The sequence below is a fragment of the Achromobacter sp. ACM03 genome (assembly GCF_014851665.1).
Lineage (GTDB): Bacteria > Pseudomonadota > Gammaproteobacteria > Burkholderiales > Burkholderiaceae_B > Achromobacter > Achromobacter aegrifaciens.
The window spans coordinates 165,754-189,515 of sequence record NZ_JACVAD010000005.1 but is presented as its reverse complement, the minus strand read 5'-3'; the positions used below and the strand labels follow the sequence as shown (position 1 = coordinate 189,515).

Below are 23,762 nucleotides of genomic sequence, written 5' to 3'. Positions count from 1 at the left end.
CGCCATGACCAATCGATCGACTTCCGCTGCCGGCACGGACACCTTCGACCCCATCGAAATGGAGGTCTTCAGCAACCGCCTGCTGTCCATTACCGAGGAAATGGGCAACACGCTGATCCGTTCGTCCTTTTCCACCAACATCAAGGAACGCAAGGATTGCTCCGTGGCGCTGTTCGACGCCGCCGGCCGCCTGGTAGCGCAGGCGGCCCACGTGCCGGTGCACCTGGGATCGTTGTCCGGCGGCATAGACGCCGTGCTGCGGCGTTACGGCGCGGCCGGCGTGCGCCCGGGCGACGCGTTCCTGTGCAACGACGCCTATCTGGCCGGCGGCACGCACGCGCCCGACATCACCGTCATCACTCCCATCTTTCACGAAGGCGTGCTGCGTTTCTTCGCGGCAAACATCGGCCACCATACCGACGTCGGCGGCGCCGTTCCCGGCTCCACGTCGCACCATCTGAAGACAGTTTGGGAGGAAGGCATCCGCCTGCCGGCCATGCGCATCGTGCGCGAGGGCGAGCTGGACATGGACCTGCTGGAGATGATTGCGCACAACACGCGCGAACCGGACAACCGGATGCACGATATCCGCGCCCAGATCGCCACCAACGACAAGGGCGCCAGGCTGATGCTGGAACTGGTGCAGCAGTCGGGCCTGGAGACCGTGCTGTCCGCCATCGACAGCATCATGGTGTACACCGAAAGACGCCTGCGCAACCGCATCGCGCAACTGCCGACCGGGACCTATACCTTCACCGAGCGCATGGACGACGACGGCATGGGCGGCGATCCCGTCACCATCCAGGCCAACGTAGAGGCGCGCGACGGCCAGCTCCATGTCGATTTCACCGGCACCAGCAAGCAGGCGCGCGGCGCATTCAACCTGCCCGCCAGCGCCCTGAACGCCAGCGTCTACTTCGCGGTGAAGGCCATGCTCGACCCCGAGCTCATGCCCAACAACGGCCTGTTCCAGCCCATCACCATCACCGCCCCCGAGGGCACCATTACCAACCCGCGCTTTCCGGCGGCGGTGGGCGCGCGCGTCACCACCGCGCAGCGCGTGGCCGGCACGGTGATCGGCGCGCTGGGCCAGCTGTTGCCGCCAGACCGCGCCATGGCTTCGTGCAACGACGTCATGCCTTCCATGCTGTTCTCCGTGCCCATGCAGGACGGCAAGGGCACCTTCGTCTACCTGGAAACGCTGGGCGGCGGCGCGGGCGGACGCGCGCAGGGCGACGGCATGGACGGCATCCAGGTGCACGTGACCAATACCTCCAACCTGCCCGCCGAAGCGCTGGAGATCGAGTACCCGCTGCTGGTCGAGGAGTACGCGCTGGTCAACGACAGCGGCGGCGCGGGCCGCCACCGCGGGGGCATGGGCATCGCGCGCCAGATCCGTTCGCTGCATGATCAGCTGATCTGCACCATCCGCTGCGACGCCGCGCTGTTTGGCGCGGCCGGCCTGAACGGCGGCCTGGCGGGAGGCACCTCGCGCGTGATCCAGAACCCCGGCCGCGCCGACGAGCAGCGCCTGCCCAACAAGATCGCCAGCCACGGCCTGGCCAGCGGCCAGTCCGTGCGCCTGGAAACGCCCGGCGGCGGCGGCTACGGCGCGCCCGCTGACCGTAGCGCGACCGCCATCCGCAACGACGTGCTGGGCGGCAAGGTCAGCCGGGCCGCGGCCGAACGCGACTATGGCGCGGAACGCGTGGCGCTGGCGCTGCAAGGAGACGCGGCATGAACGCGCCTGCCCCCGGCCCCCGCAGCGGCGGCGAACTGCTGGTCGCGCAGCTGCAGGCCTATGGCGTGGAGCGCGTGTTCATGGTGCCGGGCGAAAGCTTCCTGCCATGCATCGATGCGCTCTACGCCCGGCGCGACGCGATCGAAGCGGTGGTCTGCCGCCAGGAAGGAGGCGCCGCCTACATGGCCGAGGCGCATGGCAAGCTGACCGGCCAGCCGGGCATCTGCTTTGTCTCGCGCGGCCCGGGCGCCACCAATGCGGCGATCGGCGTGCACACCGCAAGGGAAGACTCCACGCCCATGATCCTGTTCATCGGCCAGGTCGGCGGCGACACCGCCGACCGCCAATGCTTCCAGGAAGTGGACTACCGCGCCATGTACGCGCCGCTGGCGAAATGGGTCGCGCAGATCGAGCGGGCCGACCGCATTCCCGAATACCTGGCGCGCGCCTGGGCGATCGCCACTAGCGGACGCCCCGGGCCAGTGGTCCTCTCCCTGCCCGAAGACATGCTGTCCAGCGTCGCCGACGTGGCTCTGGCCGCTACGCCACAGCCGCCCTGCGCCCGTCCGGCCGACGCCGACATGCTGCGCCTGCGTGACTTGCTGGAAGCGGCGGAGCGGCCCTTGCTGCTGCTGGGCGGCTCGCGCTGGCCGCAAGCCGCGCGCGAGGCCGTGCGCGACTTCGCGCTGCGCTTCGACCTGCCCGTGGCCACCGCCTGGCGACGCCTGGAACTGTTCGACAACGACCATCCCAATTTCGTGGGCCAGGTCAGCGCCAGCATGCCGCCGCACCAGAAGCGCGCCGTCATGGACAGCGACCTCGTCATCGCGCTGGGCACCCGCCTGTGCGAACCGACGACCATCAACTATGAATGGCTGGCCTCGCCCACGCCGCGCCAGACGCTGATCCACATCCACCCGGACGCCAACGAGATCGGGCGGCTGTGCACGCCGGCGCTGGGCATGGTCGCCAGTGTGGACGGCTTCGCCCAGGCCGCATCGGGACTGGCGCCGACGCCGGGCTGGCAGCCGCGCCGCCGGGGCACTGTAGCGGCCGCCCCAGCGCCTGCGCTGCCGCCCACGCCCGGCCCGCTGGACCTGAACGCGGCGGCGCGCCACGTCGCGGCCACGCTGCCGCCGCATTCCTGCGTCACGGTGGGCGCGGGAAATTACGCGCTCTATGCGCACCGGCACATTGCCTTCAAGGGACCGGGCAGCCAGCTTGCGCCCGCCGTCGGCGCCATGGGCTACGGCCTGCCCGCAGCCATCGCGGCCAAGCTGCGCGACCGCGATGCGGCCGTGGTCTGCTTCGCCGGCGACGGCTGTTTCCAGATGACCATGCAGGAGCTGGCCACCGCGGCGCAGTACCGGCTGGGCATTGTGGTGCTGGTCTTCAACAATGGCCTGTTCGGCACCATCCGCCTGCATCAGGAGCGCGCCTATCCCGGACGCGCCCTGGCGACGGAACTGGTCAACCCCGATTTCGCGCGGCTCGCGCACAGCTATGGCGGCTACGGCGCTGCGGTCGAGCGCACGGAGGATTTCGCGCCGGCCTATGATGCCGCGCTGGCGTATGCCCGGGAGCATCGCATGCCGGCCATCGTGGAGCTGCGCTACGACGCCGACATCATCCTGCCCGACCGCACCCTGTCGCAACTGCGCCGCGCGGAGACCGCCGCATGAAACCGCTGCTGCGCCGCGTGTCGGCGCCCGCCTCGACGCCGCTGCGCCTGACCTGGAACGGCTTGCCGCTGCAAGCCCATGAGGGCGACACCGTGCTGACGGCGTTGCTGCTGGCCGCGCAGCACCTGCGCGTCACCTTGGGCGAAGGCGCGCCGCGCGCCGGCTTCTGCCTGATGGGCGCCTGCCAGGATTGCTGGGTGCAGACGGCGGACGGCGCACGCCTGCGCGCCTGTTCCACCGCAGTCGAAGACGGCATGGAACTGGTCAGCGCCCAGCCCGGAGAACTCGCATGCAAATGAACCCGCCCGGCGCCGATGACTCGCCGCGCATGGTGGTGGTGGGCGCCGGGCCCGCGGGCGTGCGCGCCGCGCAGACGCTGCTGCGCCACGGCCTGCGTCCGGTGATCGTGGACGAAGCCGCCTTGCCTGGCGGCCAGATCTATCGCCAGGGCGCGGCCCCTCGCGGCACCGCGCGCCAGCGCTATGGCTTCGAATGGAAGCGCGCGCAAGCCATCCATGCGGCGGGCGCGGACCTGGCCGCCCGCGCCGACTATCGCGCCGCCACCGCGGTGTGGAATGCCGCCCCGGGCTGCCTGGACCTGGTCCGCGACGGCGAACTGGAAACCCTGCCCTATTCACGGCTGCTGCTCGCCACCGGCGCCACCGACCGAGTCCTGCCCTTCCCGGGCTGGACCCTGCCCGGCGTCTACTCGCTGGGCGGCGCGCAGATCGCGCTGAAGAGCCAGGGCTGTACGTTTGGGCCGCGCATCGTGTTCGCCGGCACTGGCCCCCTGCTCTATCTGGTCGCCTACCAATATGCGCGCGCCGGCGCCCAGGTGCAGGCCGTGCTGGACTGCGCGCCGCCAGGCAGCCAGGTCCGCGCCGCGCCGGCGCTGCTGAGCCAGCCCGGCATGCTGGCCAAAGGCATGTACTACCTGGGCTGGCTGCGCGCCCACGGCGTGCCGGTGCACCATGGCGCACGGCTGGATGCGGCCGAGGGCGCGGGCCGCGTCGAGCGCGCGCTTGCGACCCTGGGCGGCAAGCAGCGCGCCATTGCTTGCGACGCGCTTGCGGTCGGCCACGGGCTGCGCGCGGAAACGCAGCTTGCCGACCTGCTGGACTGCGCCTTCGACTTCGATGCCGCGCAGCGCGCCTGGCTGCCGCGCCGCGACCCGGACGGCCGCAGCACGGCGACCGGCGTCTATCTGGCCGGCGACGGCGCCGGCATCGGCGGCGCGGTCCTGGCCGAGCTTGCGGGCGAACGCGCCGCGCTGGCCATGCTGGCAGACAGCGGCATCGACGTCAGCGCCGCCAGGGTGCAGTGGCTGGCCCGCCGCCAGGCGCGCTGGGCGCAATTCCGCCGCGGCCTGGACCGGGCCTTTCCCCTGCCGGGCGCGGGCGCCGACTGCGACGACTCCGTCATGGTCTGCCGCTGCGAGGAAGTGCGCGCCGGCACGTTGCGCGCCGCGGCCGCGCAATACGCCATCCACGATCTCAACCGCTTGAAGGCGCTGACGCGCATCGGCATGGGCCTGTGCCAGGGACGCATGTGCCAGGCGGGCGCGGCCGAGCTGCTGGCCGACTGCCGCGGACTGGCCTTGGCGGACATAGGCCGGCTACGCGGGCAGGCGCCCGTCAAGCCCCTGAACCTGTCCATGCTCGGCAAGGTGAAACCATGAACCCGCTGCACACGGAAGTCGCCATCATCGGCGCCGGCCTGGTGGGCGCCAGCGCCGCCCTGGCGCTGCGCCGCATGGGGGTCGCCACGGCGCTGATCGACGGCGGCGCAAGCGGCGCACGCGCCAGCGGCGTCAACTTCGGTGGCGTACGCCGCCAGGGACGCTCGATCGAGCAGCTGTATCTGGCGCAGCGCGCACACGGCATCTGGTCGCGCCTGCCGGACCTCATCGGCACCGATGCGGAATACGTGCGCAGCGGCCACCTGAAGCTGGCGCGCTCCGAGTCCGACCTGGACAAGCTTTGTGCCTACCGCGACAAGGTCAGCGACTTCGACCTGGGCCTGGAGATCATCGACGCCGCCGAGCTGCGTCGCCGCTTTCCCGCGCTGGATCCGGGCATTGCCGGCGGCTCGCTATGTCCGGAGGATGGCCAGGCCAATCCGCGACTGGTCGCGCCCGCCTTCGCCCATGCCGCTGCGCGCGCCGGCGCAAGCCTGCTCGAACACTGCGCCATCACGCAGGCAGACACCCAGGGCAACGGCTTCCTGCTGACCGTCGCCGACGGCCGGCGCATACACGCCGACACCGTCATCAATGCAGCAGGCGCCTGGGGCGCGGCGGTAGCCCGTTGGTTCGGCGACGACCTGCCCCTGCAGGTCAAGTATCCGACCATGCTGGTCACCGAGCCTCTCACGCCGCAGATCGGCGTGTCGTTGGGCGTGGAGGGCGGCGGCTTCTATGCCCGCCAGGTCGCGCGCGGCAATGTGGTCATGGGCGGCGGCTACGGCAGCGCGCTGCCGGGAGACCGCAGCCGGCCGGGCCGCGCCGCGCTCGCCGAACTCGGCCGCATCGCTCCGACCGTGCTCCCGGCGCTGGCCTGCGCCAGCGTGATCCGCTGCTGGTCAGGCATCGAAGGCTATTTCAGCGACAAGAACCCGGTCATCGGCTTCAGCCCCAGAGTGCCGCGGCTGCTGCATGCTTTCGGCTTCTCGGGCGGGGGCTTTCAGATCGCGCCGGCGGTGGGCGAGGTCATCGCCGAAATGGCGACGGGGCGCGGCGGCTTGATGATGGCGGAGAAGTTCTCGGCCAGCCGCTGGGAGGCCGCCCAGGCCTGATCGGTGCGAGAGCCTGGGCGCGGCCCTCACAGGCATGCGAGTTGCTCGCTTCCCGCGGGGCGGCATTTCCTGCCGCCATCCACGGCAAAGGAGCACTATCCATGGTCAGAAAATCCATAGTTCACGGCCTGGGCGCAGCAATGCTCGCCTTGGCGCTGGCAGGCTGCGCGGCGCAGGACGGTCATCGCAGCACGGGCCAGTACACCGATGACGTCACTACCACGGCGCGCGTGCGGGAGGCGTTGCTGAAGACGCCCAATTTACGGTCCAACACCATACAGGTTGAAACCTACCAGGGCGTGGTCCAGCTCAGCGGCTTTGCGGACAACGAAGACAGCGCGGCCTCCGCCGTCGGCGCGGCCCGGGGCGTGGCGGGCGTGAAGGAGATCCGCAACAACATCCAGGTGCGAAATCCGCAGTAATGCGCGGCGGCGCTCGGGAGGATGGGCCAGCCGGGCACGCGGCTTGCTGCGCAACGTCTCATAGAGCCCATTGCAGCCCTACGGAGAATCATCATGCCTGGCACGCCCGTCAACTCCCTGCCCGATCCCCAGACCGATCCCTCCCCCCGCCCCGACCTGGGTCCCAGCGATTCGTCGGACTCGGCCAGCGACCTGCCTCAGGACCTGGTCCATACCGATAGCGATGCTCAAGGCACAGGCGACCGCGAAAGCGCCAACCCGCGCGACCGCGACCACGAAGGCGCCGACATAGGCGCGGACCGGGTCACCGATGCAGACCATGCCGGCGTATCGCGCAAGCCGCCCGACCCGGTGCGCAACGGCGGCTAGGCCAGGCGATCCTCAACCGGAAAGCGCCATCCGCCATGGACGCGATCGAACGGGTTGCCGCGTACATGCATGAACACGCCCTGACGCTGGTCACGGCGGAATCATGCACGGCCGGCCTCATCGCCGCCACGCTGGCGGATGTGGCGGGCGCCGGTTCGCTGCTGGACTGCGCATTCGTGGTCTATTCCCCGCAGGCAAAGATGCGTTGCCTTGGGGTGACGCCCGCGACCCTGGCGCGACATAACCTCACGAGCGAGCCGGTAGCGCGGGAGATGGCGCTGGGCGCATCGCGGCAAAGCCCGGCGCTGATCGCCATTTCCAATACAGGCGTCACCGACTCGGTCGACGACGACATTCCCGCTGGCACGCAGTGCTATGCCTGGGTCTTCAAGGCGGGCCAGGCCGATGCCGCGCCGGCAATCTACGCCGAAACCCGGCGCTTCTCCGGCAACCGCAACGGCATACGCCTGGCCAGCGCCCGCTATGCCCTGCAGCGTCTGGTGGAGTACCACGCCGAACTGACGGGCAAGCCCAAGCCCCGCTGAAGTCGCTGACGGGCGGGAACAGCGATTGCTGGTGGCTGCAGGCTCCCACCCATAACGGCGCACCGCGCCCAAATCTGGAGGTTTCCATGAAAACCCGCTATCTGACCGCCACGATCCTCGCCTCGCTGACGTTGGCTGCCGCCCATGCTGCGCAGGCGCAAACCGCGCCCGCCGCGCCTCCCACGGCCGCGGCAGCGAAATTGGACAGCGCCGACCGGGACTTCCTGGAGAACGCAGCCCAGGCCGGCCACCTGGAAGTCGCTGGCAGCAAGCTCGCTCTTGAAAAAGCCCGCGATCCGGACGTGAAGGCGTTTGCCCAGAAAATGATCGACGACCACGGCAAGGCCGGCCAGCAATTGGCCACACTTGCGCAAGGCAAGGGTTATCAGGCGCCGACCGAACCCTCGCTGGTGCAGCAGGCAAAACTGAAGGCGCTGGGCTTGCGCGACGACAGCTTCGACAAGGCCTATGTGGACGAGATTGGCGTATCCGCGCACCAGGACGCGGTGAAGCTCTTCGAGAAAGCCTCGAACGACGTGAAGGATCCCGACGTCAAGCAATTCGCGATCGAGACCCTGCCGGTGCTGCAACAACACCTGGAAATGGCGACAGCCATGCAGCAACGCCTGGATGCCGCCAAGAAATAGGAGTCTTCCCGAGGATTAGTACCAGCGAAGGAACAGATGCGCATACCTGCGGGCGCATCTGCAACCAGTGCGCTTGCTGCGGAACATGCATATGGATCGCGAGGAACTATTGGCACAAATGATCGCCACGCCAGCGGTCGACCGGGACTTCCATGACTGGCCCGAGGTGCTGGCCAACTATGCGGAATGCCTGATGGCGCTGCAGCCCAGGCTGCAGCCCGAAGAGCTGGAAAGGCTGATACGGGTTGGCGCGGATTTCTATCGCACGCTGGCGCGCGCCGAACAATATCGGCATGCGTCAGTCTGGGACGAACCGCAGCAGTAACGCTCAACCATAGGAGCCATATGAGCGCCTGTGGTACGCCTCCCTGACGTAGCGCTTGAGTTCTGCCTCAACTGAAGAGACGGCGGCAGCTGGTTCCGCCTGCGGATCGAGCAAGCGCCGCGCTGCTTCGAGCGTGCGCCGCGCCCTCAGTTCACCTTCGCTCAAGATCTCGGCGGGCGCCGCCGTCGTATCGCGCTCTTTGTCCATGACGCTGCTCCTGAAGGCGGGCGGAATGCCGCCGCCTCGCTATCAGCAAACCACGTGCCCGCGCGGACGGCACGGCAATTGCTGCGTTGCGGCTTTCCTCCAGGAGACGGCATGCTCGCAAACTGGTTGCCTGAGGTCCGGGGCCTTTCGGACCATCCGCTGATGCTGTGGGCATTGGCGCTGACGGCGGGCGCCGCGTTGTTCTTCGCGCTGAGCGCCGCCTTGCGGATCACGCGGTCGCGGCTGCGGCAGCGCGCCGACACGCCAGGCCATCCTCTTGCGCGTTCGGTCTCCGAGGTCCTGCGGCGCACCAACTGTGTCATCTTGCTGTTGCTGTCCATCCTGATCGGCGCCGAATTCATCGGCGCCCCACTGCCCTGGAGCGCGGGCAAAGCCCAGCATCTTTGGTTCGTGCTGTTGACGCTTCAGCTCGCCCTGTGGCTCGACCGGGCAGTCGAGGTGGGACTGGATCATGCACTGGCCGCGCGCGGCCAGGTCAATGCCGTCACCGCCACCTTGTTCCGGTTCCTGCTGCGCACACTGGTTGCCGTCATCGCCCTGCTGGCCATGCTGGACAATCTGGGCGTGAACATCACCGCGCTGGTGGCCAGCCTGGGCATCGGCGGCGTCGCCGTCGCGCTGGCGGTCCAGACCATACTGAGCGATCTGTTCGCCTCGATCTCGATCGGGCTCGACAAGCCCTTCGAGGCTGGGGATTTCATCGTCTTCGGACAGGTGGCCGGCAGCATCGAGCACGTGGGCCTGAAGACGACGCGCATCCGCAGCCTGGGCGGCGAACAGATCGTGTGTTCCAACACGGAGCTGCTCAAGCAGACCATCCAGAACTACAAGCGGATGCAGCAACGGCGCATCATCTTCACCGTCCGCATCACCTACATGACGCCGGTGGACCGCGCCGCCACCGTGCCGGAGCTGATCCGACAGCAGATCGAACGCCAATCCGGCACCCGCTACGACCGGGCGCACCTGGCCCGTTTCGGCGACAACGCGCTGGAGTACGAAGCCGTCTACTACGTCATGACAGCGGACTACAACCGCTACATGGACATACAACAGGAGATCAACCTGGGCATCATGCGCGAGCTGGACACGGCAGGCATCGCGCTGGCGCTCCCCGAACGCATCGTGCACCTGCCGGCGCCCGCCCGGCAGGACGCCGATGAGCAAGCCGGCTAGCGGAGCGCCGGTGGGACCAACGCGCGGTCCAGCAGCGCGGCCAGGCGGGCGAGCCCCGCCTCCACCGGCCCCGAGATGTGCACGCGCAAGCACGGCCGGCCCCGCGAGGCCAACTCTTCCATGTCGCCCAAGGCCTGCGCACGCTGCATGGCGGCGAAACCCAGGGCGTGGCCGGGCGCTTCCAGCTCCTCCCCGGCGTCCGCGGTAATGAACAGGAATCGTCCGCCCGCGGGGCCGCCCTTGTGCAGCTGGCCTATGGAATGCAGGTAGCGCGGACCGAACCCGACCATGGTTGCAGCGCCGGTCGCCTGGCGCAGCCGGCAGCGCATCCCGGCGAGGCGCGCGTCATGGACCGGATTCCGGGCGACATAGGCCAGCAGCGACACGTAGTCGCCCTGATCCATTCCCGCAAAGTACGACGCCAGCAGCTCGATCGCGGTCGCCCCCTCGGCCTCGCCATGGAAGGCCAGCGCGCCTTCGACCAGCCGGGGCATAACGTCGGCTACGCCGATGCCGGCTTCGTGGCGCGCCGCCAGGGCCTGCGTGCGCGCCTTGCTGGCTTCCACGTCCGGCTGATCGAACGGATTGACGCGCAGCACGGCGGCGGCCACGGCGGTGGCCATTTCCCAACGAAAGAACTCCTGGCCGAGCGACTGGGCAGACGGCAGTTCGCAACGCGCCACCGGGAATCCCGCAGCGGCCAGCCGCCGCATGCGCGTGTCCAGCTCGGCGCCGGGCGTATCGCAGCGCGCAAGATGGACGAACATGCGGTCGCGGCCATAATCGCACGCATCCCCGGCGGGCTCGTGGGCCACGGGAATGATGCCCCGCCCATTCTTGCCGGTGGATTCGGCCAGCAATTGCTCGAGCCAACACCCCACGTACTCCAGCCCGGGCGCGGCCAGGATGGTGAGCTTGTTGCGGCCGTCCAATGCGGCCTCGCCCAGCAGCGCTCCCAGAAGCAACCCCGGATTGGTGCGCGCCTGGGCCTGCCCCGCGCATGCCCGCACCATGGGGCGGGCGCTGCGCAGGAATGCCGCTGGATCGTGCCCCAGCAGCGCCAGCGCGACCAGTCCGAAGGGCGACAGCACGGAGTTGCGCCCGCCCACGGACGACTCGCCCTCGAAGACGGCGGCATAACCGTCCGCCCGCGCGCGGTCCAGCATCGGAGACCCCGGATCGGTAATGGCGACAAAGCGCTGCCCCGCCTCCTGCCGTCCAAGCCGCCGCGCCACCTGTTCATGGAAGTAGGCAGCGAGCATGCGCGATTCCAGGGTCGATCCGGACTTGCTGCAGACGACAAACAGGCAACGCGTGAGATCCACCGCGGACTGCACCGCGCGCACCTGGGCCGCGTCGGTGGAGTCCAGCACGTGCAGGCGCAAGCCTCCGCTGGCCACGCCCAGCGTGCGGGCCAGCGCCTCCGCGCCGAGGCTGGCGCCCCCCATGCCCAGCAACACCGCATCGGAGAACCCGGCCACGCACAACCTGCGGCAGATTGCCGTCATGCGGCCGAGCGCCCGGGGCGCCATGCCCGGTTGCAGCCAACCCAGCCAGCGATCCTCATCGGTCCCGGTCCACAGCGTGGCGTCGCGTTGCCACAGACGCGCCATCCAGGCTTCGTTTTCGGCTTGCTCGATACGCTGGCGGATACGCGCGGCCAGACCGGCCGGCGCCTGGAAGCTGAAGCCGTTGAGCGCCGCCTGACGGCCCAGGGAGACAGGGGCTCGTTCGCCGTGGCGTCTTCCCAAAAACCGGGCCGGGCGTATTGCCTGAACAGCATCGTGGGTAAGAGGAGTATGCATGGGAAGGGCCGGCCGACCGGCATGGGAAGAAGAAAGGGAAAAAAATGGAGGGGAAAAAGGGCGGCTCGCGGCCGCCCTCCCGAGCTGCGCCCTACCAGTAGGGATCCTGGTTGTAGTACTTGTGCACGCTCAACGCCCAGCTTTCGTCCGCCATCCTGGGCCAGTCGTCCTTGTCGAAGCCCGGCGCGTTCTTCAAGACCTCCTTGTCGACATTCAGGATGAAGCACTTGCGGTCGGTGTCCAGCGTCAAGGCCGCCCACGGAATCGCGAAGAGCTTGTCGCCCATGCCCAGGATGCCGCCGCGCGACAGCACGGCGTAGGCCACGCGTCCCCGCGGCACGTCGATCATGATGTCCTTGATCGACCCCAGGCTTTCCCCCGAGGCGTTGACGACGTCGTTGCCGTCAAGGGTGTCCGCCGCCATGATCTCGGGGCCAGGCCCGGTCGCGGAATCCTTGGGGCCGCCAACGATATTGGTTTGATGCTCCATACGTCTCTCCTATGCGGGGACCATCCCCACGTTGAACCACGGTCATGGCTGTATCGCTACGCCATTTCTTGCGCTCGATCCGAGTGGACCTATTCAGCAAGCGCCATGCCCATCCGGCCACTCGAAGACGTCCCGCCTTGCTTACGCGGTGGCGGGACGGTACGCAGCGGCCGCTCAGCCCTTGCTGCGCGCCCCAGCGCCTCGATTGCGCCGGCTTTGCTGATCCTGTCCGGTGCCTATTTGGCTGACATGGCCCTCCTTCTTGGTCCGGTTCTGCCCATCGCGGTGGCTGGCCTGGAGTTCCCGGTCGGTGTCATCGGCCGAAGGATTGGGTTTGCGGTCTTTGGGTTTCATGGCGGTCGTCCTCGTGATGGATCACGACCTCTCAGCAAATGCCATGCCCCAACTGCGTCTGTGCCGGCGCTGCCCGCACGCGGCACGGCGCTTGCTATCGAAACGCCATGGAAAAATTCGCCCAAATCTTCGAGTTGCAGGCGGGCTTTGCCGAAATGATCATCCGCGGCACGACCATGTATTGGGTGCTGTACGCGTTGCTGCGTATTTCCGGCAGACGTGACATGGGCTCCCTGGGAATGGCGGACATGCTGGTGCTGGTCTTGGTGGCGGATGCCGCGGGCAATGCCATGTCGGGCGATTCGTACTCCATGGGGGACGGCATCATCGTTGTCGCCACCATAGTCGGCTGGAGCTACCTGCTGGATCGGGTGGGCTATTACGTTCCTCCCTTGCGTCGCCTGCTTGAGCCACAGCGCGTCTGCCTGATCCGGTCCGGCAAAGTGCTGGTCCATGGACTCAGGAAAGAGCACATCACCCGCAGCGAACTGATGGAGCAACTAAGGTTGAAAGGCGTCGCCAACCTGGCTGAGGTCGAAAGAGCCTATCTGGAGGCAACAGGAGAGTTCAGTGTGGTACGCGTGCAAGAGCGCTCCAAGGCGGGCGCCTCCACGCTGGAAGACGACGATGCCTGCGGTTAGCGTCCACCCGCAGCAGGAATGCGCACGACCGGCGAGGAAGCGGCGCGAATCGGTATATTTTTCCGGTGCGTTCGAGCTTGGGATGGAACGCCCGCTAGCGACGCGAGGCGTTCACAAGGTAAAGCACCTTTCCTTTCAGGATCACCGAGAGACGTGCGCAGCCGGGCATGACGCTTGCGGATAGGTTCCAGCATTTCCCACATAGGAGCGTACTCATGAAAATCCGAGCCTTCACCTACGCGCTGGCCCTGTCCGCCGGACTGGCTTCGGCCGGTGCGCTGGCGCAGTCAGCCATGCCCACCTCGCCGTCCAACACGCCCAACGACAGCACCGCCGTCCCCCCCAACCAGCCCGTGCCGCCCGGACAGAAGCCGCCCGCGCCAAATGCGACGCCGAACACGCCGACCAACCCGCCCAACCTGAACAAGAGCGACCACACCCGGTCGGACATGCACAAGACCGACAAGCAGGGCCGCCACCGCGAAGCCAACGACAACGTGCCCAGCACCAAGGGCGGTGGCGCGGCGCCGCCTCCGGGCTACCCGAACTCGGGCGGTTCCAAGTAAGCGCGCAACGACGACGTGAACGCGAACCGCATACGGGCGTAGTTGTTTAGTTGTGTAAAGCACGTCCGGCAGGTTCTTCACACTCCTTAAAAGACCTCGGAAAGATTCATTCGACTGGATCGATACATTGCGCGGCAGCGGTCTGCGGACCTCCAAAAAACTGCCGTGCAAACGAGGTTGCCCATGTCGGAAGTCGTCGTCTATGTCAGAAGCCAGCCCCGGCTGGGCGACCAGATCGTCGCCCTGCCGGCGCTCTATCAACTGAAAACCTGGTGGGCTTCCAGGCGGATCCGGGTGGTGGCCCGCGACGACCTGGCCGGCTTCTACCGCGGCGTGCCCTGGGTCGACGAGTTCGTCCGGGCCGCCACGTTCGGTGACTATCTGCGCACGCTCAAAAAGCACACCCCGGTTTGCGTCAGCCTGCATCACAGCAGCGAACGCTTCGGCCTGATCAACCTGCTGCGCCGGCCAACCATGCGCTTCGGCTTTCACAACGCGCGGATGAGCGACCTGGCCTGGACGCACTCCCATCGCAAGAGCGTTGCCGAATACATCGGCTTGGCCAATCTCCGGCTGTTGGCGTCGTACCGGCAGTTCGACGCCGAGGCCGTGGCGCGCCGCTGCTTCCAGACGCTGGCCCAACCTCATCGGCACGAGGAACCAGGGGCCGACGTGGTCATGATCCCTGGCGGCGGCTCCGGCGCGTTCAAGCGCTGGAGCCTGCTGAACTACCTGCGCCTGGCCGAGAGGCTAAAGCTGCTGCTGGGCCCGGACACCCGCTACCTGTTCGTGCTGGGAGAACAAGAGGTCATCGAACGCGACAAGCTGGAAGCCATGCGGCGTCCTGAATTTTCCATCGCCTACTGCCGCTCGGTGCCGGAGCTCAGCGCTCTCATGCTGCGTGCGCGCCTGATCGTGGCCAACGATTGCGGCCCGTCGCATATCGCCCAAGGCGCTTGCGTGCCCTACGTGGGCGTATTCAACGAGTCCAACCCGGAGTGGTTCTGGGACCGCCCCTACTCCGCCGCGGTCGTTCCCCGCCATCCCCGCGACGGCATCAATTCCATCACGCCCGACGATGTGCTGGGCGCCTGCCGCAAAGTCCTGGAGCATCATGCGCATCCTGCATACGCTGGCTGAGCGCAGCCTGGGCGGGCTGGAATTCCGCGTCCTCGAGCAATCCTCCTGGCTGCAGCGCCATGGCTACGAAGTGGCGATCGCGGCTCCGGCGGACAGCGAAATCGGGCGCGAAGCCCGGCAGCGCGGCCTGCGCGCCGTGGACATAGACTTCGACGCCGCCTACTCGCCGGCCACGGTCCTGAAGCTGCGGCGCGCGGTCAAGACGCTGCGCATCGACCTGATCGACAGCCACAGTCGCGCCGACGGCAAGACCGCCGCGCTGTGCCGCGACCTGTGCTCGGTCGTCAGGACGCGCCACTTCGCCAAGCCCATGCCTTCCTCGCCGCGTCGCCGGCTGGAATGGAAAATCGGCTGCGACCACGTCATCGCGACCAGCCTGCTGGGCAAGCAGGAACTCGTCGCGGCGCGCCTGGCGGCCGCGCAGCGGATCAGCGTGGTCGGAGAATGGGCCGCGGACGAATTCTTCCAATCCGGCGACACGCCGCAGTCACGCCTGCGCACCCGGCAAGCACTGGGCATCCGTGCCCCCGACAGCGCCTGCGTCATTGCCACCATAGGCATGCTGCGTCCCGAGAAGGGCCAGGCCGATCTGTTGCGCGTGGTGCACCGGCTGCGCCGCCAGGGCCTGCCCGCCATCGCGCTGGTGGTCGGCATGCCCACCGCCAGCACCAAGCCCTATGCCTATGCGCTGCACCAGCTGACCGTGGATCTGGGCATTTCCGAACATGTGGTGTTCGCCGGTCATCGCAACAATATTGCGGAGATGATCCGCGCCGCCGACGTGGTGCTGGTGCCTTCGGCCACCGAAGCCTGGTCGCGCGTGGTACCCGAGTCGTTCGCCGCGCGCCGCCCCGTGGTCGCCAGCGACGTGGGCGGATTGCCGGAAATCGTCACGCCGGGCCAGACCGGTTGGCTGGCTGCGCCCGGCGACGTCGCCGGCTACGCGGACCGCATCATGCAAATCCGCGGCGATCCGGGACAAACCGAAGCCATGATCGGTAACGCCCGGGCCTACGCCGAAGCCAATTTCCGGCTTGCGGGCAAGATGTTCAGCACCTTGGAAGCGTACAAGCGGGCATTGCGCCCCGCCTGAAGGGCGGGCGCCACGGCGGAAGGGGTATCATGGTGCCCCCGATTTGTTTACCCGATTCAGTACCGTGACCAAGCCCGCCCTACTGCTCGTTCTGGCAATCGCCTTGACGGGTTGCTCCAAGCAGGAAGAGACCCCCTGGGAACGGCTTCAAGCCGCCACGCCGCAACTGCAGCTGGCCGCCAACACGCCGGAAGCGGCGGTGAAATCCTGGTGGCAGGTGCGCGACGCGCACGACCGCTATACCGCCACCGCCTGCAAGGAACTGGCCGAACTCTACCGTCCCTTCAGCGCCGCCGAAGACGCGCTGAGCACCGCACAGCTGCAGGCCCGGCAGAACGGCGACCAAAAATGCAGCGTCGAGATCTACGAGCGCAGTGTCGTCAACGTCGATGTCCAATCCGACACGCGCGCCTTCGTCGTCGCCCAGATCCGCAACACCACGCCCTCCACGCCCGGCTTTCCGGTGGACAACGACGAACGCGACCGCAAGGAGCGCGGCGTGCGCATGCAGTACCTGCTGGAACGCGCCGACAAGACCCAGGACTGGAAGATCGCCCAGGTGTATGGCCGCAACCGGTATTGCGAAGTGGCCCCGGTCAACGGCTGGTGCCCGCTGTACAACCAAGCGGCAGGGTCGGCGAATAGTTATGTTTATGAGTTCGGGCAGTAGGTGAACCTCGGGCAGAAGCGCGTTCTGCCCGCATCCTCTTCAGGCCACCAGGAACACAGCTGGCCGCACCCGCACCGTCTTGCCCAACGTGCGCGCAACCGGCGATGCCTGCGCCGCGTCGCGAACCAGATCCTGCTGCGCCGCCGTCAGCGCCGCAGCGAAGCGCAAACTCACCTCGAATCCGGTTTCGTCATCCAGCCTATCGATGTCCACCTGCACCGTCGCCTCGGGCAACGCAACGCCGGCGCGGTCCGCGGCCATGCCGATGGACATGCAGACACAGGCCGCTAGCGCGCTTTCAAGAAGTTCGTGCGGCCGCATGCCCGCAGTTCCTCCCTTGCCGTCTTTTTGCGTGTCGGAGAGCAGGACGTTTTGGCCGTTCGTTACTTCCACGCCATAGGGCACGCCCACCCGTTTCGCTTTCACCATGCGGGTCTCCTGTCGAAGATGAAAGAGCCGACAGGCTAGGCCTGGATCGGGGACCGGGGAAGGCCAGCGGAGATGCTGGTATGGGATGTGACAGGGTGGACGTCATTGCAGCGCAACCGAAAAAATGGGCCTGCACGCGACCTGGCAGCACGGATACACCGTGCTCACCGACGGGCCGGCCGAAGGCGTAACATCCTCGGGGCTGACCCTCGACGATCCGAAGGAGCCGTTCGCGTGGGCTCCAGGCGCCAGCTCTGGCTCGTCGCCCTTAAGTTCTGTCTGGAACAATTAGGCAGATTTTTTGAATTTTTAGGCAGAATTCCGATTTGAAAAAGTGATTCACTCAAGGTTCAGGCAAGCTTTCGCCTGCCATGCCCGCCCACCAAGGATTCCTCCATGACCCAACTTCAAATCAATGGCCAGGCCAAGGATATCGACGTCCCGGGCGAAACGCCCTTGCTCTGGACTTTACGGGATGAACTCGGCATGACCGGCACCAAATTCGGGTGCGGCATGGCGTTGTGCGGCGCCTGTACCGTGCACATGGACGGCGCGCCCATCCGGTCCTGTGTCACCCCGCTCTCCGCCGTGGCAGGCCACAGCATCACGACCATCGAAGGGATAGAGGCGGATGCGGTCGGCCGGGCGGTGCAACAGGCCTGGATAGAACAGAACGTTGCCCAATGCGGCTACTGCCAGGCGGGCCAGATCATGACGGCGGTAAGCCTGCTCAAGGTCTCGGCGCAGCCGACCGACCAAGACATCGAGGACGCCATGAGCGGCAATATCTGCCGTTGCGGCACCTATCCTCGCATCCGCGCAGCCATCCAGCAGGCGGCCAGGCTCCTCGCCCAGGGAGGCAAGCAATGACGCACATCGCTCAACTTTCCCGGCGCGGCTTTCTGCAGGGCGCCTTGGGCGCGCTCACCCTGACGGTCACGGCCAGGGGTTTGATCACGGCAGCCTGGGCCGCCGAGTCCCCCGCCCAGAAGTACGGCGCTGACAGCATGCCCGGCGGCACCGTCGACGACCCGCTGGTTTTCGTCAGCATCGCCGCGGACGGCACCGTCACCATCGTCGCGCACCGCGCCGAAATGGGCACGGGCGTGCGCACCAGCCTGCCCATGGTGGTGGCCGACGAAATGGAAGCGCGCTGGGACCGCGTCAAGGTCATGCAGGCGCAGGCCGATGAAGCGCGCTATGGCAACCAGAACGTGGATGGCTCGCGCAGCGTGCGGCACTTCCTGATGCCCATGCGACGCGTCGGTGCGGCCGCCCGCCAGATGCTCGAAGCAGCGGCGGCAGCGCGCTGGTCGGTTCCTGTGGCCGAGGTCAAAGCGGTGCAACACGAGGTGCTGCACCAGCCCTCCGGGCGCCGGTTGACTTATGGCGAGTTGGCGGCGGACGCGGCCAAACAGCCGGTTCCCGCGGGCGATGCCCTCAAGCTCAAGGATCGGGCCGAGTTCCGCTATATCGGGAAGGAGCACGTGCGCCTGGTGGACCTGGAGGCCATCGGCAAGGGCCAGGCCAGCTACGGCATGGATATGCGCCTGCCCGGCATGGTCTATGCCGTCGTCGCACGTCCTCCTGTCGTCGGCGGCAAGCTGCGCCGTCTCGACAGCGCCAAGGCGCTGGCCGTGCCCGGCGTGCTGAAGGTCGTGGAGATTCCGCCAATGCAAGGGGCGCCCGCATTCCAGCCCCTGGGCGGCGTCGCAATCGTCGCGCGCAACACCTGGGCGGCCCGCCAAGGCCGCGACGCGCTGCAAATCGAATGGGACGACGGCCCCAACGGCAGCTACGACTCAAGTGCCTACCGCCAGACGCTGGAATCGGCAGCGCGCAAGCCCGGCAAGACCATGCGCAGCCAGGGCGATGCCGCGCAAGCCTGGGCCAAGGCGCCCGAAGCCGAGCGCGTCGCCGCGGAGTACTACGTTCCCCATCTGGCCCATGCCTCGATGGAACCGCCAGCGGCCACCGTCCGGATCAAGGATGGCCGCGCCGAGGTCTGGACGTCGATCCAGAACCCCATCGCCGCGCGCGATGCCGTCGCCGCCCGGCTGAAACTGGAGCCCGCCGACGTCACGGTCAATGTCTTGCTGCTGGGCGGCGGGTTCGGCCGCAAGTCCAAGCCCGATTTCGTGGACGAGGCAGCCATCGTCGCCCGCGCCATGCCCGAAGGCACGCCAGTCAAGCTGGTGTGGACTCGCGAGGACGACATTCATCATGACTATCTGCATACCGTGTCGGTCGAACGCCTGGAGGCCGTTCTGGACAAGAACGGCCAGGTCCAGTCCTGGCTGCACCGCAGTGCCGCCCCCACCATCGCCTCCCTCTTTTCGGAAGGCGCCAAGGGCCAGCAGCTCTTCGAATCGGCCATGTCGGCCATCAACATGCCGTACCGCATTCCCAACGTCCGGGTGGAAACGGCCGAAGTGGAGGCCCATGCCCGTATTGGCTGGTTCCGCTCGGTAGCCAACATTCCGCACGCTTACGCTGCCCAGTGCTTCATCGCCGAATTGGCCCACCGCGCGGGCAAGGACCCCAAGGATTTCGCGCTCGACCTCATCGGCCCGGCGCGCAGGATCGACCCGGGCACAATGGCCGACACCTGGAACTACTCAGAATCCCCCGAGCTCTATCCCTACGACACGGGCCGCCTGCGCGGCGTGATCGAAGCGGCCTGCAAAGGCGCGGAATGGGGCAGAACACTGCCCCAGGGCCACGGCCTTGGGCTGGCATTCTGCTACAGCTTCATGAGCTACACCGCCACCGTGGTCGAGGTGGCCGTGGATGCAAAGGGCGAGGTGCGCGTGGTGGCCGTGGACATGGCGATGGACTGCGGTCCGCAAATCAACCCCGAACGCATCCGCGCACAGATGGAAGGCGGCGCCATCATGGGCCTGGGCCTTGCCCTTGCCAGCGAGATCACGTTCGAACGCGGCCGCGTGAAGCAGAGCAACTTCCACGACTATGAAGTGCTGCGCCACAATGCCTCGCCGCGTGTGATCCGCACGCATCTGGTCAACGACGATCACTCCCTGCCTCCTGGCGGCGTGGGCGAGCCCCCGGTGCCGCCCGTGGCGCCCGCGCTGAGCAATGCCATCTTTGCCGCCACCGGCAAGCGGATCCGCAGCCTGCCGGTGCGCAGGGTAGCCTAGGCATGGAGACGGTCGACGTCCGCGTGTTGCGCGAAGCCCGCGCCTGGCTGGCGGACGGGCACAGGCTGCTGCTGGCCACGGTGGTCAAGACCTGGGGCTCCTCCCCGCGCCCCGTCGGCTCCATGATGGCGCTGCGCGAAGACGGGCGCTGCGTCGGCTCTGTTTCGGGCGGGTGCATCGAAGACGACCTGATTCATCGATACACCCGCGCCCATGGCACAGGCGCCATCGCGCAAGGCGCGCCTGAACTGGTGCGCTACGGGATCGAAGCCGACGAAGCGCGCCGGTTCGGACTGCCTTGCGGCGGCACGCTGGAGCTGCTGCTGGAGTTCCAGCCGGACTACGAAACGCTGGACGCCCTGGTCCGGCGGCTCGAATCCGGCCAGTTGGTCCAGCGCACCGTTGACGTAGCCACCGGAGCAGTGACATTGGCGCCGGCCTCGACGCCCGCCACAGTGCAATTCGACGGCGCGACGCTTTGTTCCACGCTGGGGCCGCAGTACCGGATGCTGCTCATCGGCGCAGGCGCATTGGCGGAATACCTGGCCACCATGGCCTTGTTCAACGACTTTGCGGTGACCGTCTGCGATCCGCGCGGAGAACAAGTGGGCAGCTGGTCCGTGCCCGGCGTGCACATCACCCGGGAAATGCCCGATGACGCCGTGCTGGCCCTCGCCCCCGACACGCGCACCTGCATCGTCGCCTTGAGCCACGATCCCAAGCTGGACGACCTCGCGCTCCTGGAAGCGCTGCACAGCCCGGCGTTTTACGTGGGCGCCATCGGTTCACGCCGCAATACGGGCATCCGCAGGCAACGCTTCATGGAGCATTTCGGCGAAACCGCCGCATCCCTGGAACGGCTGCATGCGCCAGTCGGCATCAATATCGGCAGCAAGACGCCCGCGGAAATCGCGGTGAGCATCATGGCGGAGATACTTGCCGTGAAGAACGAGGTTGTATTGCCTGCCATCGTCGATGGTTCTTGCCGGGGGCTACCTGCAGCACACGGTCCCGTGGCGATGACCCAACCCCTGACGCCATGAGCATCGCGCCCTGGGTAGTGAAAGGGTAAATGAAAAGCCCCGTGCAAGACATGGCTCGGAGCACTCAGGTGTGTGCCATACACACCTGGACAGCAAGAAACTGATCAAATAGCTAGAGCGGTCCGCGTGGAAACTGGGAGGAGGTCAGCACCAGCAGTCCCCGTAAGCGCCCCTGTATATCTTGCGGAATTATTTAGGACATCGAGTCAGCACCTATCACTCATAGCCGGCGGACGGCCAGCTTCCGCCTGTCGACAGTTGCAGTAAAGCAAAGGACAAATTCGGACAGGTCGTCTCCACGCGCCTACTGCACTGGCGACAGGTTCGCCTCCTTGGCGGCCGCGGCATACATCGGAATCTCCCGGGCCATGGTATCGGCCAGGACCTGCGGTGCGCTACCTACAGGATCGATGCCCAGTTCCAGCAGGCGATCGGCCACGGCGGGCTCTCGCACGGCTGCGGATACGGCGTTCTGCAGCTTCTCGATGACGGCTTGCGGCGTGCCCGCAGGGGCGTACAGGGACGACCAGAATGACATTGCGAAATCCGGCACGCCAGACTCCGCGACGGTAGGCACGTCGGGCAACAAGGTAAAGCGCTTCGCCCCCGTGACGGCCAGCGCTTTCAGCCGGCCGCTGCGAATCTGGGGCAATACGGCCGCAGTGTCGATCAGCGCAAAGTCGATCTCGTTGGCCAACAAGGCCGCGACCACGGCAGAGTTCCCTTTGTAGTTGACCACCTCCGCTTCCAGGCCGACGCGCTTGGCGAAGAGTCCGGTCGCGAGCTGGAAGGAGTTGGCGCCCGAGCCTGCAAACAGAGGCTTGCCGCTCTTCTTGCCCTGGCCGACCAGATCGGCCACCGAGCGCGCCGAGCTTTCAGCCTTGACGGTCAGGATCATCGGAATATCCCCCACAAGGGAGATCGGCGCGAAATCGGCGACCGGGTCGTAGTCCAGGTTGTTGTAGATGGCCGGATTGACGGTCATGCCGCTGCTCGGCCCCACCAGCAAGGTATAGCCGTCGGCCTCGGCCCGCTTGACGGCGCCGATCGCAATGGCGCCGCTGGCGCCCGGCCGGTTCTCCACGATGAAGGGCTGGCCCAGGCGGCGCTGCAACTGCTCGGCCATCAGGCGGGCCAGGATATCGTTGCCGCCGCCCGGCGCGAAGCCCACGATCATGCGCACGGGCCGTGCCGGATACTCTTGCGCCGCGACACAGAAAGCCGACAACGCGAGCGCTGCACCTGCCCACAAAGATAGAAACCGTTTCATGCCACGCTCCATTCGTTGAACACAGTACGCCGTTACTGGGGAATGCACGGATGGCCCATTCTCCACTGCCTCGCTACATTGGGCACGACCCAACGTGCCAGCCGATGCCGCTGGCAGCGACAGCACGCAACGGACCCCGGAGCCGAAATGGCACCTGAATGGCACAACTGGAGCACCCACGACCACGGCCAGCACGCCCTGGCGTTCTGGCAGGATGCGGTCTGCGCCGGTGTGCTCGATTCTGAATTCCGCGCCGAACCCGACGCCGGATTCGCCGGCACCATGTCCAGCCAGAACCGCGCGGGAGTCCGGCTCGTGAACTTCGCGAGCTCCCCGCACATGATCCGCCGCTCCCAGCGGCAAGTCAGCCGTCTCAATGGCGATCACATCATGCTCAGCCTGCAATTGCAGGGCAGCGCCTTGATGTCCCAGGGTGACGAGCAGTTGTGCCTGCGGCCCGGAGAATTCGGGCTGCTCGACACCGGATCCGCGTTCGACATCACGTTCCCAGAAACAACCTCGCGCCGGCTGGTGCTGTTGCCACGCCACGCCTTGAGCGCGCGCGCCCCGGGCATGCGGCGGCTACGCGCGCCGGCCAGCCTGCCGGCCGATATGCCGTTCGCGCCCGTGCTTACCGAAGCCATGCGCCTGCTGACCGATACGACGGTCAAACTGCAGGACCGCACCGTCGACACGCTGCTGGATGCCGTCATCGAAATCGTGGCGCTGCATTGCGCATCCCTGGCGGACGCCGCGGCGCCCCCTTCCACCGAACTGAGCTTCGTCGGCGTGAAGCGCCATATCGATACGGCGATCGCCAACCCGGACCTGTCGCCCGCAACGGTGGCCGCAGCCTGCCGCATATCGGTCCGCACCCTACACCGCCTGTTCGCGCGGCATGCCGCCTTGTCGTTCGAAGCCTACGTGGTGCAGGCCCGCCTGACGCTCGCGCATGAGCTGCTGGCGGCCGGCAAGACCCGCACGGTCAGCGAGGCCGCCTTCGCCTGCGGCTTCAACAATCTCTCCCACTTCACGCGGCGCTTCTCCGAGCGATACGGCGAATTGCCCGTAAATCTGCTCAAGCAAGGGCAGACCCGCGGCTGACTGACGCCCTGGGCGGCGTCCGCTGACGCGCTGGGCACAGCCCCGCGCACGGCCCGACGGCAGAATGAGCT

Annotated in this window: 26 protein-coding genes; 20 read left to right on the top strand and 6 right to left on the bottom strand. The window is 67.2% G+C overall.

The features are described 5' to 3' along the window. Positions 1-4 precede the first annotated feature (4 nt). The 10 genes from IB257_RS22540 (at position 5) to IB257_RS22495 (ending at position 8,524) form a co-directional block, all read left to right on the top strand. Positions 5-1,741: a hydantoinase B/oxoprolinase family protein gene (locus tag IB257_RS22540; protein ID WP_192492849.1), complete on the top strand. Its 1,737-nt coding sequence runs from the start codon at positions 5-7 to the stop codon at positions 1,739-1,741. Then, positions 1,738-3,423 carry a thiamine pyrophosphate-dependent enzyme gene (locus IB257_RS22535; protein ID WP_192492848.1) on the top strand — a complete coding sequence of 562 codons (1,686 nt, stop codon included), beginning with the start codon at positions 1,738-1,740 and terminating at the stop codon, positions 3,421-3,423. The genes IB257_RS22540 and IB257_RS22535 overlap by 4 nt, the downstream gene beginning before the upstream one ends. Then, positions 3,420-3,722 (top strand): (2Fe-2S)-binding protein, encoded by a 303-nt coding sequence (locus tag IB257_RS22530; RefSeq protein WP_054453500.1) that lies wholly within the window; start codon positions 3,420-3,422, stop codon positions 3,720-3,722. Before IB257_RS22535 ends, IB257_RS22530 begins: the two co-directional genes overlap by 4 nt. Next, positions 3,713-5,101, top strand: coding sequence for an NAD(P)/FAD-dependent oxidoreductase (locus IB257_RS22525; RefSeq protein ID WP_192492847.1), 1,389 nt, complete (start codon positions 3,713-3,715; stop codon positions 5,099-5,101). The genes IB257_RS22530 and IB257_RS22525 overlap by 10 nt, the downstream gene beginning before the upstream one ends. Continuing rightward, complete coding sequence (locus tag IB257_RS22520) at positions 5,098-6,216, top strand: FAD-binding oxidoreductase (RefSeq protein WP_192492846.1); 1,119 nt, start codon at positions 5,098-5,100, stop codon at positions 6,214-6,216. The genes IB257_RS22525 and IB257_RS22520 overlap by 4 nt, the downstream gene beginning before the upstream one ends. A 101-nt stretch (positions 6,217-6,317) precedes the next feature. Continuing rightward, positions 6,318-6,638 carry a BON domain-containing protein gene (locus tag IB257_RS22515; RefSeq protein WP_054453503.1) on the top strand — a complete coding sequence of 107 codons (321 nt, stop codon included), beginning with the start codon at positions 6,318-6,320 and terminating at the stop codon, positions 6,636-6,638. Between the two features lie 93 nt (positions 6,639-6,731). Beyond that, positions 6,732-7,007: a hypothetical protein gene (locus IB257_RS22510; RefSeq protein WP_054453505.1), complete on the top strand. Its 276-nt coding sequence runs from the start codon at positions 6,732-6,734 to the stop codon at positions 7,005-7,007. Positions 7,008-7,042: 35 nt separating this feature from the next. Continuing rightward, positions 7,043-7,552: a CinA family protein gene (locus IB257_RS22505; protein ID WP_119449579.1), complete on the top strand. Its 510-nt coding sequence runs from the start codon at positions 7,043-7,045 to the stop codon at positions 7,550-7,552. An 86-nt stretch (positions 7,553-7,638) separates the two neighbouring features. Further along, on the top strand, positions 7,639-8,199 hold the full coding sequence (locus tag IB257_RS22500; RefSeq protein ID WP_119449578.1) for a DUF4142 domain-containing protein: 561 nt from the start codon (positions 7,639-7,641) through the stop codon (positions 8,197-8,199). A 91-nt stretch (positions 8,200-8,290) separates the two neighbouring features. Further along, the gene (locus IB257_RS22495; RefSeq protein ID WP_192492845.1) at positions 8,291-8,524 is read left to right on the top strand and encodes a DNA-3-methyladenine glycosylase; all 234 of its coding nucleotides are present in this window, start codon (positions 8,291-8,293) and stop codon (positions 8,522-8,524) included. 3 nt (positions 8,525-8,527) lie between these two features. Here the strand turns inward: IB257_RS22495 and IB257_RS22490 are convergent, their stop codons facing one another. Continuing rightward, positions 8,528-8,731, bottom strand: coding sequence for a hypothetical protein (locus IB257_RS22490; protein ID WP_054453512.1), 204 nt, complete (start codon positions 8,729-8,731; stop codon positions 8,528-8,530). A 111-nt stretch (positions 8,732-8,842) separates the two neighbouring features. On the opposite strand from IB257_RS22490, the gene IB257_RS22485 reads away from it, so the two are divergent. Beyond that, positions 8,843-9,928, top strand: a complete 1,086-nt coding sequence (locus IB257_RS22485; protein WP_192492844.1) for a mechanosensitive ion channel family protein — start codon at positions 8,843-8,845, stop codon at positions 9,926-9,928. Here IB257_RS22485 and IB257_RS22480 read toward each other — a convergent pair. The 3 genes from IB257_RS22480 to IB257_RS22470 form a co-directional block, all read right to left on the bottom strand. Then, entirely contained in the window at positions 9,925-11,679 is a 1,755-nt protein-coding gene (locus tag IB257_RS22480) for a hypothetical protein (RefSeq protein ID WP_192492843.1), read from the bottom strand. The two genes, IB257_RS22485 and IB257_RS22480, sit on opposite strands and share 4 nt — an antisense overlap. A 145-nt stretch (positions 11,680-11,824) precedes the next feature. Next, positions 11,825-12,223 carry a PRC-barrel domain-containing protein gene (locus IB257_RS22475; protein WP_054453518.1) on the bottom strand — a complete coding sequence of 133 codons (399 nt, stop codon included), beginning with the start codon at positions 12,221-12,223 and terminating at the stop codon, positions 11,825-11,827. Positions 12,224-12,397: 174 nt separating this feature from the next. After that, positions 12,398-12,577 carry a hypothetical protein gene (locus IB257_RS22470; protein ID WP_125472928.1) on the bottom strand — a complete coding sequence of 60 codons (180 nt, stop codon included), beginning with the start codon at positions 12,575-12,577 and terminating at the stop codon, positions 12,398-12,400. A 107-nt stretch (positions 12,578-12,684) separates the two neighbouring features. Between IB257_RS22470 and IB257_RS22465 the strand changes: the two genes are divergently transcribed. From IB257_RS22465 to IB257_RS22445, 5 genes are all read left to right on the top strand, one after another. Further along, positions 12,685-13,218, top strand: a complete 534-nt coding sequence (locus IB257_RS22465; RefSeq protein ID WP_125472929.1) for a DUF421 domain-containing protein — start codon at positions 12,685-12,687, stop codon at positions 13,216-13,218. A gap of 215 nt (positions 13,219-13,433) precedes the next feature. Beyond that, complete coding sequence (locus IB257_RS22460; RefSeq protein WP_054453523.1) at positions 13,434-13,784, top strand: hypothetical protein; 351 nt, start codon at positions 13,434-13,436, stop codon at positions 13,782-13,784. Positions 13,785-13,967: 183 nt separating this feature from the next. After that, on the top strand, positions 13,968-14,924 hold the full coding sequence (locus IB257_RS22455) for a glycosyltransferase family 9 protein (RefSeq protein WP_192492842.1): 957 nt from the start codon (positions 13,968-13,970) through the stop codon (positions 14,922-14,924). Beyond that, a complete protein-coding gene (locus IB257_RS22450; protein ID WP_192492841.1) occupies positions 14,899-16,017 on the top strand; it encodes a glycosyltransferase family 4 protein in 1,119 nt (372 codons plus the stop codon). Before IB257_RS22455 ends, IB257_RS22450 begins: the two co-directional genes overlap by 26 nt. 64 nt (positions 16,018-16,081) lie before the next feature. Continuing rightward, complete coding sequence (locus IB257_RS22445) at positions 16,082-16,687, top strand: hypothetical protein (protein ID WP_192353434.1); 606 nt, start codon at positions 16,082-16,084, stop codon at positions 16,685-16,687. 39 nt (positions 16,688-16,726) lie between these two features. On the opposite strand, the gene IB257_RS22440 is transcribed toward IB257_RS22445, so the two are convergent. After that, a complete protein-coding gene (locus IB257_RS22440) occupies positions 16,727-17,116 on the bottom strand; it encodes an OsmC family protein (RefSeq protein WP_054453530.1) in 390 nt (129 codons plus the stop codon). 396 nt (positions 17,117-17,512) lie between these two features. Between IB257_RS22440 and IB257_RS22435 the strand changes: the two genes are divergently transcribed. Genes IB257_RS22435 through IB257_RS22425 form a run of 3 tightly spaced genes read left to right on the top strand, consistent with a single transcriptional unit; the run spans position 17,513 to position 21,317 of the window. Continuing rightward, positions 17,513-17,986 (top strand): (2Fe-2S)-binding protein, encoded by a 474-nt coding sequence (locus IB257_RS22435; protein ID WP_054453532.1) that lies wholly within the window; start codon positions 17,513-17,515, stop codon positions 17,984-17,986. Further along, entirely contained in the window at positions 17,983-20,274 is a 2,292-nt protein-coding gene (locus IB257_RS22430) for a xanthine dehydrogenase family protein molybdopterin-binding subunit (protein ID WP_192492840.1), read from the top strand. Before IB257_RS22435 ends, IB257_RS22430 begins: the two co-directional genes overlap by 4 nt. 2 nt (positions 20,275-20,276) lie before the next feature. Further along, complete coding sequence (locus tag IB257_RS22425) at positions 20,277-21,317, top strand: XdhC family protein (RefSeq protein WP_192492839.1); 1,041 nt, start codon at positions 20,277-20,279, stop codon at positions 21,315-21,317. A gap of 304 nt (positions 21,318-21,621) precedes the next feature. On the opposite strand, the gene IB257_RS22420 is transcribed toward IB257_RS22425, so the two are convergent. Continuing rightward, a complete protein-coding gene (locus tag IB257_RS22420; protein WP_054453538.1) occupies positions 21,622-22,587 on the bottom strand; it encodes a tripartite tricarboxylate transporter substrate binding protein in 966 nt (321 codons plus the stop codon). Positions 22,588-22,734: 147 nt separating this feature from the next. Here IB257_RS22420 and IB257_RS22415 point away from each other — a divergent pair, with 147 nt between their 5' ends. Beyond that, on the top strand, positions 22,735-23,691 hold the full coding sequence (locus IB257_RS22415; RefSeq protein WP_054453540.1) for a helix-turn-helix domain-containing protein: 957 nt from the start codon (positions 22,735-22,737) through the stop codon (positions 23,689-23,691). The last annotated feature ends 71 nt before the right edge of the window (positions 23,692-23,762 follow it).